13 protein-coding genes are annotated in these 15,133 nt (G+C 43.3%); 6 read left to right on the forward strand and 7 right to left on the reverse strand.

What is annotated here, in order from left to right; translation table 11 throughout:
* Window positions 1-549 precede the first annotated feature (549 nt).
* The 3 genes from AB4513_RS17860 (at window position 550) to AB4513_RS17870 (ending at window position 2,746) form a co-directional block, all read left to right on the forward strand.
* Complete coding sequence (locus tag AB4513_RS17860) at window positions 550-1,713, forward strand: threonine/serine exporter family protein (protein WP_009845522.1); 1,164 nt, start codon at window positions 550-552, stop codon at window positions 1,711-1,713.
* 179 nt (window positions 1,714-1,892) lie between these two features.
* Complete coding sequence (locus AB4513_RS17865) at window positions 1,893-2,231, forward strand: zinc ribbon domain-containing protein YjdM (RefSeq protein WP_004731484.1); 339 nt, start codon at window positions 1,893-1,895, stop codon at window positions 2,229-2,231.
* 44 nt (window positions 2,232-2,275) lie between these two features.
* Window positions 2,276-2,746, forward strand: a complete 471-nt coding sequence (locus AB4513_RS17870; protein ID WP_017101368.1) for a GNAT family N-acetyltransferase — start codon at window positions 2,276-2,278, stop codon at window positions 2,744-2,746.
* Between the two features lie 47 nt (window positions 2,747-2,793).
* Here AB4513_RS17870 and AB4513_RS17875 read toward each other — a convergent pair whose 3' ends face one another.
* A complete protein-coding gene (locus AB4513_RS17875) occupies window positions 2,794-3,903 on the reverse strand; it encodes an AraC family transcriptional regulator (RefSeq protein WP_032555060.1) in 1,110 nt (369 codons plus the stop codon).
* A 20-nt stretch (window positions 3,904-3,923) separates the two neighbouring features.
* Between AB4513_RS17875 and AB4513_RS17880 the strand changes: the two genes are divergently transcribed.
* A complete protein-coding gene (locus AB4513_RS17880) occupies window positions 3,924-5,930 on the forward strand; it encodes a TonB-dependent siderophore receptor (RefSeq protein ID WP_009845519.1) in 2,007 nt (668 codons plus the stop codon).
* A gap of 172 nt (window positions 5,931-6,102) precedes the next feature.
* Here the strand turns inward: AB4513_RS17880 and AB4513_RS17885 are convergent, their stop codons facing one another.
* From AB4513_RS17885 to AB4513_RS17910, 6 genes are all read right to left on the reverse strand, one after another.
* On the reverse strand, window positions 6,103-7,047 hold the full coding sequence (locus AB4513_RS17885) for an ADP-ribosylglycohydrolase family protein (RefSeq protein WP_009845518.1): 945 nt from the start codon (window positions 7,045-7,047) through the stop codon (window positions 6,103-6,105).
* 192 nt (window positions 7,048-7,239) lie between these two features.
* A complete protein-coding gene (locus AB4513_RS17890) occupies window positions 7,240-8,166 on the reverse strand; it encodes an amino acid ABC transporter permease (protein WP_032555058.1) in 927 nt (308 codons plus the stop codon).
* A gap of 133 nt (window positions 8,167-8,299) precedes the next feature.
* Complete coding sequence (locus AB4513_RS17895) at window positions 8,300-9,109, reverse strand: transporter substrate-binding domain-containing protein (protein WP_009845516.1); 810 nt, start codon at window positions 9,107-9,109, stop codon at window positions 8,300-8,302.
* Between the two features lie 12 nt (window positions 9,110-9,121).
* A complete protein-coding gene (locus tag AB4513_RS17900; protein ID WP_009845515.1) occupies window positions 9,122-9,919 on the reverse strand; it encodes an amino acid ABC transporter permease in 798 nt (265 codons plus the stop codon).
* On the reverse strand, window positions 9,919-10,665 hold the full coding sequence (locus tag AB4513_RS17905; RefSeq protein WP_012600470.1) for an amino acid ABC transporter ATP-binding protein: 747 nt from the start codon (window positions 10,663-10,665) through the stop codon (window positions 9,919-9,921). The genes AB4513_RS17900 and AB4513_RS17905 overlap by 1 nt, the downstream gene beginning before the upstream one ends.
* Before the next feature lie 235 nt (window positions 10,666-10,900).
* Window positions 10,901-12,049: an iron-containing alcohol dehydrogenase gene (locus tag AB4513_RS17910; protein ID WP_009845513.1), complete on the reverse strand. Its 1,149-nt coding sequence runs from the start codon at window positions 12,047-12,049 to the stop codon at window positions 10,901-10,903.
* Between the two features lie 193 nt (window positions 12,050-12,242).
* On the opposite strand from AB4513_RS17910, the gene AB4513_RS17915 reads away from it, so the two are divergent.
* Both AB4513_RS17915 and AB4513_RS17920 read left to right on the forward strand, forming a co-directional pair.
* Window positions 12,243-13,127 carry an AraC family transcriptional regulator gene (locus AB4513_RS17915; RefSeq protein WP_009845512.1) on the forward strand — a complete coding sequence of 295 codons (885 nt, stop codon included), beginning with the start codon at window positions 12,243-12,245 and terminating at the stop codon, window positions 13,125-13,127.
* 663 nt (window positions 13,128-13,790) lie between these two features.
* Window positions 13,791-15,038 (forward strand): RidA family protein, encoded by a 1,248-nt coding sequence (locus tag AB4513_RS17920; RefSeq protein ID WP_102258323.1) that lies wholly within the window; start codon window positions 13,791-13,793, stop codon window positions 15,036-15,038.
* Window positions 15,039-15,133: the final 95 nt, after the last annotated feature.

Raw genomic sequence — 15,133 nt, forward strand, 5'->3', positions numbered from 1 at the left:
GTAATAGCCATTATACGATGTACGCACATCGTCTTAACGAGTTTGATAATGCCACATCTAACTGAAAACGAAACCTTTTTCTTTCATTTTTATTCTAAGTGCTCGCATAACCACCACTCCGCTAGTTTTTCCATCATGTTCGGCGCTTTTAGAGTGAATAAAATGTGACTAAACTCTCGTTAAACGTAGGGCGAGAAACAACAAAGAACCCTCCACTCTTTCTAAGACCCACTCAGTTGGATTTATAAACCTATTTTAGTGGTGTTTCCTCATCACAAAATTAACATAAATACAGGCAATTTGACCGTTAACATAAACTGATTTCCATTCGTATTTTGATGCCCATTAATAACAATCTGGATGCATTGTTTTAACTTGCCAGTCTGCCAAAGTATTCATCAAGTGAATCCGAAGCGGGTGGAGTTATAGACTCCTCTAAGCGTTCGAAGGAAAAAGTAACGAATTTAGTTGATAATTCATGCAAAACTCTCGTCATTACGTCTATCGTTTGGTACATTTGCCGCACATTTTGTCTCCCCTAAAATTCCCATGCCTTCTCAGTTCCGAATTAACAAAATTGTTGAAATTGGTGACACTCTTCATCGCAGTGGTTGTGCTCCTTACAAGCTAGAGAAATACACCCAATTCTATGCAAAAAAGCATGGTGTTGATGTGATGATCCAAGCAACGCCAACCGCGATTAATTATCAATTTCCAGACGATAACAACGCCGTTATTCTTAAGCGTCTAAAGCCTGCTTCGATTAACTTGAGTTTGTTGGCCAATACCATCATTCGTATTAACCAACCGAGCAGTGAGCCTGTGCCAGAGCCTGTCGGTTACTCTAAACTTGTGACGGCACTGGCCAATATGGGTATTCCGCCAGCGTATCTGATGCTAATTGGCAGTACGTTAGAAGCGGTTGGCTTTTCTGCATTACTGGGTCTGATGGTTTGGGTATGTCAGCAAGTTCTTCATTCACGTCGCGCTATTGCGGTTGAATTCATCTCGGCACTATTAACGGGTATCTTCGTGGCATTTTTGGCAAGCACAGGGTTGCCGATCCCGGTGTGGGCGTTATGTATCGCTTCGATTGTCTTGTTTGTCCCCGGGTTATCCATAGCCAACGCACTAGAATGTTTGGCGTTTAATGATCTCGTCTCTGGTACCAGTTTGTTAGGGCAGAGCGCATTAACCCTGATAAAGCTGTTTGTCGGGATTATTATGGGGCTCAACATTGGTGAAGCGATATGGGGACAAGCGGTCTCCATTGACTATACGAATGCGGTTCCGACATGGATGCACATATCTGGTTTGGTGTTGATCTCGGTGTCGATTGGTGTGATGTTCAATGCGCGTCCTAAAGACATCTTACTTGGCTTGCCAGTGGCAGTTCTGGGTATGTGGGGGCCGTTCTATCTAGGTTTTGACAGTGGTTGGGTTGTCGGTACTTGGGTTACGACGGTTCTTATTACTTTGTACGGGACTTGGATTGCCAAGAAGATGGAGCTCACGGGCTCTATTTATATCGTGCAGGGGATCATCATCTTGGTTCCGGGTAGTCGAGTATTAGTGAGTGCCAGCCAGTCGGTGTTTGAACAATCGATTTTACCTATTCCGAGTATTGGTTTGTCGGCGTTGTTCATGTTCTCTGCAATTGTGGCAGGGCAAATCACCGCTTACTCGATTTACTCACCAAAAGTCGAACGTTAATCCGTTTCGCCTCCCAAGCCCTTAAACAAACACAGCTTAGCGGCTGTGTTTGTTCGTTTTAGGTACTGCTCTTTTCTAAGTTAAATTACGCTACTGAAAATTGGTTCGATTTGTGCTCGCTAAGCCTAACAAGAGTCATTAAAATGGACGCAAATTTTATTTAAATGAAGTATTAACGTATGTCTTTACCTCCTTGTCCGCAATGCCAATCTGAATATGTCTACCCAGACCAAAACAACCTAATCTGCCCTGAGTGTGCCTATGAGTGGAACCCAGAAGAAGAGCGTTTAGAAAGAGAAGCCGCGCGTGTTAAGGACGTAAATGGCGTTGTATTGGAAAGTGGCGATAAAGTTACCTTCATTAAAGATCTAAAAATTAAAGGCAGTTCTTCTGTACTGAAAATCGGCACTAAAGCGGTAATCAGACGAATAAATGAAGGCAAAGATCATCAGTTAGATTGCAAGCTTGATGGTGGTGGTGAAATGCTCGTTACAGCGAAGTACGTTAAGAAGCAGTAGTCGAGCGTTGGCTATATAGTTCATTGATTATTGTTGGAGATATTTTGAAGTATTCGACAAGACCCGCTCAGTCATCAGATTATGAATTTCTGTTCGAGCTGAAAAAGGCGGCTGAATTTGAGCCAATCAAAGCTGTTTTTGGCTGGGATGAGCAAATTCAACGAGATATACACGCCGAAGAGTGGGCAGAAGAACGACCTGAAATCATTGAATATCAAAGCAAAGCGATTGGCAGTGTGTTGCTGCAAGACAAAGGCGACCACTTCTATTTTTGCCGATTCTTCTTGCTGCCTGAGTATCATGGAAAGGGAATTGGTAGCCAAGTACTGAAAGACTTCTTAACTAAGGCTGATTGCTTAACTAAGGCTGACAGCCTCAATAAACCCGTCGAACTATGCTATTTACAAGGTAATCGAGTTGGAGATTTGTATCTGAGGTTTGGATTTGAAATTACTTCGCAGAATGACCAGTTTGTTTATATGTGGCGGTCACCTGGCCAACATAGCAGATGTTAGATATAGCCTTTTAAAGTTATAGAACAAATAGTTTTATATCAATGTAACTAAGTCTTAATCGCTATGTCTTGTGGCGGCACACCGAAGGTTTTCTTAAAAGCATTGGTGAAATTAGAAGGGTGCTGATAACCCGCTTCATAGGCGGCCTCGGTGATTGAAACCAACCCTCGTTCTAAATGCTGGCGTGCGATCTCTAATCGTCTCAAACGGATGTAACCGTTGATTGTCATGTTGTATGACTGCTTAAAACGCCTTTGAATATTAGATACACTCATCGAAAAATGCTCAGCAAGCATTTTTAGGCTCAGCTCTTGGTCGAGATGAATTTCAATAAAGCAGATTACAGCCTCAATTCGTTCGTCATAACTTTGATGTTCAATGTTAGTTACACGTGTCGCTGGTTTTATTATTTTTGGTTTAGTTTGGTAAGCCAGACAGCAAGTTTGTGGTAGTTGATGCATCGAATTCTCAAGGATCTGTTGAGTTAAGGATTCTATATGCAACTTCTGATGGAAGTTATTGGGTGAAGAGCAAGTTGTCAAGTCTTGTGTAAGCTTCCAGATTTCTTCCGTCACTTCTAATTGGAAGTTGGCATTATGTGTATTGATGAAATTTCGGCATTTACACTCTTCGGTTACTCGAGATTCGAACCATTTTGGTTTGACTAAGATATTAATCTTATTGAGTTTATTGCTTGCTGTCATCACTCGACGGAAATTGGCGGGTTTAGTGAGGTTGACCACCACACCTTGAGGTTGATGAGTGGCATCGAGATCAAATTCGAGATCATCGTAACCAAATGACAGCTTACCTTCCAAAAGAATGGTGATCAGAACTGAAGCGTGAGCGGTAGAGATGATCTTAGTATCGACGAGCTCAATACAGCGGCCACCGTGGATAAATATTAGTTCATTATATTGATAAGAAAGAAATTTCCCCTCAGCCAGTGATGTCTGTGTAGTTTGACCTTGTGTGACAATAATCTGCTTTTCTGTTTGCTCCAACTTTTTAGTCAGAGTGACTTTGCCAATTTTAGCCCGTTTAGACGTTACTTCACTCATTTGACCGTTCCTCATAACAGCTGTGCGTTTTTGCATAAGCAAATCATCTGTGCATTTATAGGTTACAACTCTATCATGATTGATAATTATTATCATTTACATCTAGGATTGAATCTATGGAAAGCCCAGTCAGATCAACAATTAAGCTTTCAGCCCTCTATATCGCAATTGCCAGCACGTTTAGTAGCTCTGTTATGGCCGAAGAAAGTACATCGCACTTCGATGAAGTTGTGGTTTGGGGAACGAAAGTCTCAAGCAACACTGAATCGATCATTGCAGATGACATGTCACTGAAGCAAGCTGACCATATGTCAGATTTGCTGCGCGAAATCCCCGGTGTTGATGTTGGGGGAACGCACTCGATCAACCAGCGAATTACGATTCGCGGCCTAAGCGAAACTGACTTAGACATTCGATTAGATGGCGCTTCTCAGCACGCCAACATGTTCCATCATATTGGTAATTTGACTCTTAACCCTGACATATTGAAATCAGCTGATATCCAAGTAGGTAACAACTCGGTGACGCAAAATGGGTTAGGCGGTTCAGTGCTGTTTGAAACCAAAGATGCCAAAGATCTACTTCGCTACGACGAGACTTTTGGCGCTCGTGTTTATGGCGGGTATGCCACGAATGCAAGCCAGCAAGGTTCACTTACTGTGTATGGTTTGTTGTCAGATAACGTCGATGCCATGCTTTACAGTCATTACATGAGCCGTGACAACTTTGAAGATGGTGATGGCACTGAAACCTTTGGCTCAGAAGGGGATGTATACAATATTCTAGGTAAGATTGGTTTTGAGCCAAGTGACTTACACCGTTTTGAACTCTCTTATGATATGTACCGTGATAACGGTGATTACAGCCCACGCCCTGATATGTCGGGTGGTACGAACGTGGGTTTGTCTAAAAACATCCTCATTCCCACCGATTACAACCGTGACACCATCACGGCCAGCTATGAGCTGCGTGGTGAAAGTCATCAAGGTAACGTGACTCTATACAACACGGAAACTGAGATTCAGCGAGATGAAAGTGTTATGGCACCACGTTGGCCTGCTAATCGCTTATCCAAAAACACGGCTAAAAACCAAAACTTTGGTCTCAACGCAAAGTTCCAATCCGATTATCGCCTGATGTCGTTTGATAACATCGCGACTTATGGCTTTGACTATATGGACAAGTCATCGAGCAGCTATTACGGCAGCAGCAAGTTTATGGACGAGTCAGCAATCTCTACAGCCCTTTTTGTTGAAGATCAGTTCTACTTTACTCAAGCATTCTCGGTCACGGCAGGGCTTCGTTTTGATGATTACCAACGTAAAGCAGAAGTTGGTAGCGAAGATTTTGACGATGTAACTTGGTCGTTGGCCACTCAATGGGATGTTACTCAAGATTGGACGCTGTTCGCGAGTACACGTTCGTTGTTCAAAGGCCCGGAGTTGATGGAGAGCTTTATTGCTTACCAAGATGTCGCTTATTTGGCTAACGATCTGAAGGCTGAGACAGGGCAGAACACGCAAGGTGGTGTCCGTTTCGATAAGCGCTTGGATAATCACTTTATTGGTGCCAACCTGACAGTATTCCAAACTAATATTGATGACTATATTGCCGAAAAGTATCAACGTGCAAGTAAGAGTTATTTGATTTATAACCTAGGTGACGTTGAGATAAAGGGCTTCGAGGCGAGCCTATCTTATGGCTACGAGATGTTTAACAGTAAGCTGTCCTATGCGCTTTTAGAGACTAAAAATAAAGATACAGGCGGTGCAGTCGCAGGTGGCAATGGTCGAAGTATTGATATGGGTGACAGCATTACGCTGACACTCGATTATCAGTCTGAAGCGCTTGAGACTATCTTTGGTTGGAATTCGATGTTTGTTAAAGACGAAGACAACGTATTCGATGGTCAGCCGAAAAAAGAAGGCTATGACGTTCATAACCTGTTTGCTCAGTGGGTGCCATCGAATCTTGATGGATTGTCTGTCACCTTTGGTATCGATAACGTGTTTGATGAGCAATACACCTCACACGCTTCTCGTTCAGGTACGGCAAGAGGCTTTACCTTGGATGACTATGAACCAGGCCGTAACTACAAGCTTTCTGCTGCTTATCAGTTCTAGAGAAGGCTTTAGCGTTTAGGTTTGGTTAGCGCAATAAACTGGCGGTCGTAGAGATCCGGAAGGGGTATTGCTCGAAATTGAAGTTATCCGTTTAAGTCATTCTAGTGAAAAGAAAAGCGCCTCTCGAGCAAGGAGTCGAGAGGCGCTTTCGCCTTATTTGTTATTGTGGGAATCACTCAATAGGCAAAGACAGCACACCACAATTGAGTTCTACTTGGCTCAGCCATTCTGTTGGAATCGCTCCGTCTTCTTCGTAGAAACACGCCGCTAATACCGCGCCAATCACAATCGCACGCCCGCAGCTGTCACCGCCACATAAGATATTGTCTCGAATACCTTGTTTATAGCTCTGAGCACCCGCAATGATGCGAATTAGCAAGGGAAATGCGGCACTCAGTTCACAATGCAATCCAAACTTCTTCGCGGCATCTGTTATTGAAAGCTCAGGTTCAGCCAATGCTTCATCGATTTGATCATGTATAAATCTGCTGCAAGTTTGTCGCACCATTTCTACGGACTGTAATGGTGAGTTGCCTTGAATCGCTGCTTGAATCAACAGGGTGATGGCTTGCGCCCATTCCACGGCTTTGTCGTTGTTGTTGGTCACTCGTACCGCGCTCTCTACCATCGCTGGTAAGGTGTGAGAGGTATAAGTACAGGCTACTAATGGAATGATCTTTGAAACTGCGGGGAGCTGCGTATCGTCTGCGCCACAGGCAGTAATCGGGGCGCCCTCTAGTTCTAATTGATGGATGTTCAGCAAGCTCATGCGCGTCGCTTTATCAATGTAGCCTTGCCAACTACCACCGAAATCAAACCATTTGCGGAAATGTTGAATATAGCTCGCTTCATCGTATTTTTGGTTGTCGACTAAACTATCGACCATCGCCAATAACTGAGCACCGTATTGCGAGTGCTCACCGGACGTTTTTCCTTGGTGCGCAAAGTAGCCTTTGTCTTGATAATCGAACTGATTCGGTGAGCGAAATTCTGGCTCGAAACCAGCCACGTGTAAGATCCTCTCTTGGTCATACAGCCAGTGCAACCCCATGGAAGCGGCGTCTCCAACCAATGCGCCGACAACGGCGTAAAAAGCTCTTTCTTTATGATTGTCCATGCTGAGTGATGTCCTTGAGAAGAATCAACGTAGTTCGATACTTCAAGTATAGTGATTAGACGAGTATTTCGCTGTGTTTCTAAGAAGAAATATGAAGGGATAAATCCCGATTGGTCAATAGCTTAAAACAATCAGGTGAACTTGATAAGGGAAAGGAATGGTCGGGCGAGTCGGTACTATTAATTAATGACGTTACTGATGGTTAAGGTAAACACTAGAACGTTGTTCAATCACTTTGAACAGACGCGAAAGCGCAAAGCATAAAGCAAAATATACGAAGCCTACAATCAGCCAGATCTCGAAGATCAACCCCGATGAGTTTGCCATCTCAGTACCAACAAACGTCATCTCTTGGATCGAAATCAGAGACACAATCGACGTGTCTTTAATCAAGGAGATTGCTTGGCCTGCCAATGGTGGGGTGATGGCCGTTAATACTTGTGGGCCAACCACAAATCGATACTTAGACAATGCAGACAAGCCAAGCGAATCGGCCGCTTCCCATTGGCCTTTAGGAATACCTTCTAAACCCGCTCGAATCACTTCCGCAATGTAAGCCGAAGAGAGCAAACCAATACAGATAACACCAGACGCTAAGTTTTCCCAAAGGTTAGCAGGACCAAACAGAAAGGCTTGAACAGCGTTAATCTCGCCATTGTGTTCACGTAAGATACTTTCTAAACCAAGTAATGGAATCAGTTGGTTAGAAACGAAGAAATAGAATATGAAGATAAACACCAGTGGCGGAATATTTCGAACCAACTGGATAAAAATCAGTGCCGGTGTTTTGAAGAAAGCGATCTTTGAGTGTCTTGCTACACCTAACAATGTGCCAAAAGAGAGTGCTAACACCATACTCCAGACACTCAAGCGCAGTGTAGCGATCAAGCCTTGGAAGAAGTAGGGAATACTGCCTTGAGAAGGTGGAATGAAAATTAGGGTAAACGCATCTTCCCAGCGCCACTGGTAGTTGATACCAACAGCAGAACGATAATAAAGCCAGCCTGCAAACACACAAATGACAGCGAGTAACACGCCATCCAAAAGGTTAAGGCGTTGATACCAAGGCTTCATATAAACGTTGGGCTTAGGTGTTGTTAATGCGCTAGTACTACTCACGTCATTCCTGTTTAAACAATAATAATTAGTAGGCTGTTTTGTTGAGTTTTAGATCATCATTAAAGCGAATCAAGTTGCCGAATCGAGGCAGTGCAGACAACGCACTGCCTCGATTCACTAGCAAAAGTTCAGATTACTGACCTTGAGCAATCCGGTCCTGCCAATCTAGAGTAGAGAACCAGTACTCGTAACGCTCTTTCAACCAACCGTCTTCAGTACGTGCTTTGATCCATTCGTTGAAGAATTCTGCCTTGTCAGTTTCACCTAGGCGAACTGCAAATGCTTCGTTACCTTTTGATAGACGCTCTTCAAATGGAATAAATAGCGTGTCTGCATTTTTGATCGTTTCGTGTTCTGGTTTCGGGCTAGACGCGATAACCGCGTGCGCGTTGCCGTTTAACACTTCTTGGAATGCTTGAGCATCGTCATCGAACTGTAGAACTTTCGCTTTAGGGAAGGTTTCACGAGCGACTTGAACCGTGAATGCTCCACGACGTGCTGCAATTTTTACGCGGCGAGAATCAAAATCAGAGATCTGAGTAAAACCTTCCGCTAGCTCTTTGTTAGCCGCCAGTTGAACGCCAGAGTGCGAGTAAGGTTCAGTGAACAATACGCTTTTAGCTCGCGCTTCAGTGATAGACATACCGCCGATGATTACATCAAATTTTTTCGATAATAGAGAAGGGATAATACCGTCCCATGCCGTAGGTACAAATTCGACTTTCCAACCAGAATCTTCGGCAAGGCGTTTCGCCACGTCGATTTCAAAGCCAACGAGATCGCCTTGTTTGTTACGCATCGCCCAAGGAACAAATGTCGACATCCCAACGCGCAGTGAGCCACGTTCGTTGATTTTATCGAGGTTAGGCGTTTCAGAAGCAAGTGCAGGCAAACTTACGGCAAGCGCAAGTAGGGCTGTAATCGCGGTTTTAAATAGCTTCATGCTGATAAATCCTTATTGTGTTCGCCAGTTAGCCCCGAGCTTATGCTCAAGCCAAGCAGCAACGGCAGAAAGTGAAAGTGTAAGAGCAAGATAAATGATCGCCACAGAGAACCAAATCTCGAATGGCATCGCGGTTTCAGAAACAATGTTTCTGGCTTCAGTCGTCAGGTCAAAAATAGCCATGACACTCACAATTGAAGAGTTTTTAATAAGAGAGATCACTTCATTAGTCAAAGGTGGCAAGGTACGTTGCACCACCTGAGGAAGAATCACATCCCAGTAAGTATAGGTCTTTGATAAGCCCAAGGATTGAGCTGCTTCAAATTGTCCTCTCGCAATACCATTTAAACCGGCACGAAATATCTCGGCGGTGTAAGCGCCTTGGAAAAGTGCCAAGGCTAAAACGGCAGTGCTAAAGCGATCCAGCCCTAACACGGGGCCAAATACAAAATAGAGCAAATAAATTTGTACCAATAACGGCGTGTTACGAATTAACTCAACATAGCTGGTGGCTAAGGTGCGTCCAACCACAGAATTTGAGTTTCTCAATAGTGCTGTCGTTAAACCAATGATCAGCGTAGCAACCAAAGAAATCAAAGAGATATTGATGGTAACCAGTAGCCCTTCAACTAATTCTGCAGGCCACCATTCACCATCTTCATAGAAAGCAATATAGTCCGGCACACGCTCCCATTGCCAGCTGTATCCCATGGTTTGTGCACCAGAGTCGAGAATCCAAACAACAGCAGCCACCAGTACAACAATCTGTACCAAAGCAGATAGGGCGGGTTTAATAATTCGAATCAACATCAATAAGTCAGGATCTGATTTAGGAACGCTTGAGTACGTTCATGTTGAGGGTTTTCAAAGAGCGCTTGTGGCGTATTCGATTCCACAATTTGTCCTTCATCCATGAAGATAACGCGGTCGGCCACTTGTTTCGCAAAGCCCATTTCGTGGGTCACACACACCATGGTGATACCTTCGCTCGCCAGTTCAACCATCACGTCGAGCACTTCGTTGATCATCTCCGGATCAAGCGCTGAAGTCGGTTCATCAAAAAGCAGTAATTCAGGCTTCATGCACAGCGAACGGGCGATAGCTACACGTTGTTGCTGACCGCCAGAAAGTTGTACTGGGTATTTGTTGGCTTGTTCAGCGATGTGTACGCGCTCGAGATAGTGCATTGCAAGCTTCTCGGCTTCTCGTTTGCTTTTTTTCAGCGTACGTATTGGAGACAGAGTCAGGTTTTCAAGCACGGTAAGATGGGGGAATAAATGAAAATGCTGAAACACCATTCCGACTTGGCCAGGTGTGTTGAATTTACTCGGAAGTACTTGTTCTAACACGCAAAGCTCGCCACTTTCGAAAGGTTCTAGCTGATTGATACAACGGATTAAAGTTGATTTACCCGAACCTGATGGCCCGCAAATCACCAGTATCTCTCCTTGTTCAATCTTTAAATCGATATCCTTTAGGGCATGAAAATCACCATACCACTTGTTAAGTGACTTAAACTTAACCATTTCCTTGAGATTGTTCAAATCGTTGTTCATACCTAATAAAGAGACAGGTTTACCTTAACAATATAGAAATATGATTGCACATTAAATTAAGGACTTATGAGAATTTAATAGCATCTTGTAGGGCTAATTAAAAAGCAGCGCCTGATTTGGACGCTGCTTGAGGATATACGCAAAGGCAAAGAATTTGGTTCAGTTTCACGGAATAAATTTTTAGATTATGGTGATTTTCTTTAGAACCTTGTTTTCCTTGCTCTAATTTTGACTGTTATTGAATTGCAGACTCTAGAATCTCGCGTGTTTTCTGAGGCGTGATTGCTTTGTTCTCGCCAAGCTCTAGGTAACCGTGTGATTCAAGTTGAGCAACAACGTTGTCGATTGCTGCCGCTTTCGTTGCTTCGTAACCGTCGAACATAGTTGCAACGTCTAGGCTGTGGTAGAAGGCTTCGATTGCAGCAATAGTGCGCTCGGCTAAATCAGCACCCGCTTCTAGGCCAAATACGTTGCGACCCATTTGCTCTAGCTTGCCACGCTTCGCTTCGATTTGATTACGAAGTAGTGAAGGTTGAACAATCGCAAGAGAACGTGCGTGGTCTACGTGCCATAGTGCTGTGAATTCGTGGCCAATCATGTGTGTTGCCCAATCTTGAGGAACGCCAGTACCAATCAGGCCGTTAAGCGCTTGGTTTGCAGTCCACATTAGGTTTGCACGCCATGCGTCGTTGTCACGCTCGTCGTATTGCTTACCCAGTACAAGTAGGTTCTTAAGCAGTGTTTCTGCGTAACCGTCTTGAACCATCGCGTCTGTTGGCATTGTGATGTATTGCTCACATACGTGAACCCACGCATCAACTAGACCGTTGATCAGTTGGCGCTCTGGCAGAGACTTCATTACGTCTGGGTCCATAACCGCGAACTTAGGTTGTACTGCAGGGTTCATGAACGCCAGTTTCTCTTGAGTCTCTTTACGAGTGATTACAGCACCCATGTTAGATTCAGAACCTGTCGCAGGGAGTGTCAGTACAGCACCAATAGGGGTTGCTTCAGTAACTTGGTGTTTGCCCGCTAGGATATCCCAACCGTCGCCGTCGTATTTAGCTGCCGCAGCAACGTACTTAGAACCGTCGATTACTGAACCACCGCCAACAGCGATAATGAACTCTACGTTTTCTTCTTTAACAAGAGCGACGGCTTTATCTAGCGTCTCTTTGGTTGGGTTAGCTTCAACACCAGCGAACTCAATCCAAGCGTGATCCTTTAGAGAAGCGACAACTTGGTCGTAAACACCGTTGCTTTTGATTGAACCGCCACCGTAGATGACTAGTACTTTCTTCGAAGTATCAACCGCTTGGTTGATAGCGTTGATTTGGCCTTGGCCGAAGTGGATAACTGTAGGGTTAACATAAGTGAATTGCATTAGAGATTCCTTGTGTAAAGCTCAATTTGTTATTTTATTTGATTGCTCAATTTCTATATTTGCATATTAGTACAGTAATCTAGGGTGATGAAGAGCTGATTCTCCAAATAAATTGCCTATTTCTACAAAGTTGATATTCTTTCTCTGCTTTAGCTTACTTACTCTTAGCACTTGGAATGGAAAGTCGCCACTTATGAAAACACTCGCGCAGTTGTTACAGTCTTATGTAGAACACAAAGGTTGGGATGATCTCGAAGGGATCAGAGAAACTGAAATTGGCGGTGTGTGGTTGTATAGAAGCAGTGGCGGGAATCAACGTCAGCCATTCACTTACCAGTCGGGTATTATCATGCTCGGGCAGGGCAAAAAGAACATCTATATTGGCGATAGACCCGTTACTTACGCTGCTGGTGATTATCTTGTGGTAGGCGTGCCAATGCCATTGGAGTGTGAAGCCTTACCTGTAAATGGCGAACCATTGCTTGGTTTGTCGATAAGCATCGATTCTCAGCGCTTGCACAGCTTAGTCAAAAAGCTGGAAGACCAAGGCTTTCTAGAGAGCTACTGCAACAAGCACAAGCAGAATTCGAGCGGCTTAGAATCGACGCCAATGGAAGAGCAAATGCTGGAGAGCTTTACTCGATTGGTCAAAACTCTACATTGTGACATTGAAGCCAATATATTGGGCGATGCCATGGTCAGCGAAATTGTCTACCGCGCCCTAACCGGTTCAGAAGGGCGTGTGTTGTTTGATTTAGCTCATCATGACGGCCATTACGCACGTGTCGCTAAAGCGCTGTCTAAAGTGCATGAAGAGTACGACCAAACCATCACTGTTCAATCGCTTGCCGACGAAGCCAACATGAGCGTGTCTGCCTTCCACAATGCATTCCGTAATGTCACCTTTGAATCTCCTCTTCAATATTTGAAGAAGGTAAGACTCAACAAAGCCAAAGAACTGATTCAACTAGAAGGCTTACGAATCAGCGATGCTGCTCGCCGAGTCGGCTACTCGAGCCCATCCCAATTCAGTCGCGAATTTAAGCGCCACTTCAATACCACTCCAAGAGCGGTTTAGCTCTTCTTTCAACGAAACTATCTGTTGAGAGCTATGGTGTTGAGAGCTATGGTGCCAAAAGCTATGGTGTCGATTGCTCTTCGTTGATGCCATCGTGATTCCTGAAAGCCCATGTCTTGGCTGAACACCATACTTCTCATGTCATCCCCCTGAGTCTCATATTTGTTGAATTATATGAGTAAATGTATCTAATCATAGGCATTGTCAGATTGTAGGTATTTGATTCTCGAATATATTATTAACGTACTTATATAAAATAAGCTCTCGAAAATAATTAATTAAATAGCCTAAGAGTTTATGCACGGGTATAAGGGATAAAGTTACTAACCTAGCTAGTAACGGAGTTTTAGTGTGAACAACCTATCAAATATCATCTAAATTTTGGTAATTATCCTTTCAATTACCTGAGAGAGTATTCAGGATTATTGAATAGACTTAAAATTAAAGAGAATTTAGCAGTTGATAAAGCCTAATGTGACGGATAATTAGTCGCTTGATGACTAATTATCCTGTAACTTGCTGATTTATAGTCAACTGAGAGTCTGATGTATATCACGTTTACCCTAAAATAATTCACTTAACATGGCGCTACTTTAATCATTCTTTCCAATACGATTGTTAAATATAAATACGTATTCCTATATTATTAAAAGGATAATTCCGATGAGTAGCGATATCATTAAAATTTCAAGAAATACTGAAAATGCACCAATTAATTCTGTATCTACACAAACGGTCGCTTTTTCTCATTATAATAACTTTTCTGCTCAACTGCCTGTTGACCCTAAAACAGGTGAAATAGTTATTGGAGATATTAAAGACCAAGCAGCACAATGCTTGAGTAATATTAACTCTATTGTTGAAAGCATTGACCATGTTATGGATGATGTCGTAAAGATCAATATTTTCGTTAAGAATATTTCTGATATCGATGCTATTGATGAGGTTTACGCAAGCTTCTTCAACAACAGCCTGCCGACACGTACAGTCGTGGGTGTAGCTGCGCTACCGAACAGTGACGCTTTAGTTCAAATGGATGCTCTTATTTCGAACGGCGAAGGTACTAAACCACAAGCACCTTGCGCACTAGTTAAGGTCTCAAGAAATACAGATAATGCGCCTCAAAGTGCTGTATCGACGCAGACAGCGGCTTTTTCTCACTACAACAACCTTTCAGCTCAATTGCCTATCGATGTAAATACAGGTGAGTTGGTTTCAGGTGGTATCACAGAGCAAACGACACAATGTTTAGCAAACATTAAAACGATTCTAGAGAGTATCGGTCATGTCATGAATGATGTGGTTAAAACCACTATCTACCTTAAAAATGTTGAAGATGCAGAAAAGGTAAATGAAGTTTGCGCTAAGTTCTTCCCAAGTTATGTACCAGCGCGAACGGTTGTTAATGCTGCTGAACTACCAATGGGCGCTTTAATTCAAATTGATACATCCGTTTCACATGGCGACGGTACACCGCCGCAATTACCAGAAGACACTCGCTTGTTGGTTATTGAAGCTAATAATACTGTCGATGCCCCTTTCATGGCTTATTCGCACACCGTTGCTTTCTCTCACTACAATCATATTTCAGGCCAATTACCTTTAGACCCGAAAACAAATGAAATGGTTGCTGGTGGTGTAAAAGAGCAAGCGGAACAATGTTTACAAAATATTAAGGCGATCATTGAAAGTGTTGATCATAGTATGGACGATACTGTGAAAATTAATATTCAGCTTAAAAATGTTTCAGACATTGATACAGTGAACGAGGTCTACACAACATTCTTTAATGCTGAATTACCGGCAAGAACGGTGGTTGGGGTTTCAGAGATTCCTATGAATGCTCTAATTCAAATTGATGCAGTCGTTTCCAACTGCGAAGGTACACCACCACAAGATGTTATTGCTTAAACATAGTTGTAACCTTTCCTAATAACAGCGATCAGATCTCGGCTTTAGCTCTTAAACATTGAGTCGAAACATAAGCCGGCGGTCTGATCTGCTAA

The sequence above is a fragment of the Vibrio sp. 10N.222.54.E6 genome, from assembly GCF_041473955.1.
Lineage (GTDB): Bacteria > Pseudomonadota > Gammaproteobacteria > Enterobacterales > Vibrionaceae > Vibrio > Vibrio tasmaniensis_A.

What these genes read in the sequence shown, in the direction of transcription:
- AB4513_RS17860 (WP_009845522.1), top strand. Translation starts at nt 550, where the DNA reads ATGCCTTCTCAGTTCCGAATTAACAAAATTGTTGAAATTGGTGACACT.
- AB4513_RS17865 (WP_004731484.1), top strand. Translation starts at nt 1,893, where the DNA reads ATGTCTTTACCTCCTTGTCCGCAATGCCAATCTGAATATGTCTACCCA.
- AB4513_RS17875 (WP_032555060.1), bottom strand. Translation starts at nt 3,903, where the DNA reads ATGATAATAATTATCAATCATGATAGAGTTGTAACCTATAAATGCACA.
- AB4513_RS17880 (WP_009845519.1), top strand. Translation starts at nt 3,924, where the DNA reads ATGGAAAGCCCAGTCAGATCAACAATTAAGCTTTCAGCCCTCTATATC.
- AB4513_RS17885 (WP_009845518.1), bottom strand. Translation starts at nt 7,047, where the DNA reads ATGGACAATCATAAAGAAAGAGCTTTTTACGCCGTTGTCGGCGCATTG.
- AB4513_RS17895 (WP_009845516.1), bottom strand. Translation starts at nt 9,109, where the DNA reads ATGAAGCTATTTAAAACCGCGATTACAGCCCTACTTGCGCTTGCCGTA.
- AB4513_RS17900 (WP_009845515.1), bottom strand. Translation starts at nt 9,919, where the DNA reads ATGTTGATTCGAATTATTAAACCCGCCCTATCTGCTTTGGTACAGATT.
- AB4513_RS17905 (WP_012600470.1), bottom strand. Translation starts at nt 10,665, where the DNA reads ATGAACAACGATTTGAACAATCTCAAGGAAATGGTTAAGTTTAAGTCA.
- AB4513_RS17910 (WP_009845513.1), bottom strand. Translation starts at nt 12,049, where the DNA reads ATGCAATTCACTTATGTTAACCCTACAGTTATCCACTTCGGCCAAGGC.
- AB4513_RS17915 (WP_009845512.1), top strand. Translation starts at nt 12,243, where the DNA reads ATGAAAACACTCGCGCAGTTGTTACAGTCTTATGTAGAACACAAAGGT.
- AB4513_RS17920 (WP_102258323.1), top strand. Translation starts at nt 13,791, where the DNA reads ATGAGTAGCGATATCATTAAAATTTCAAGAAATACTGAAAATGCACCA.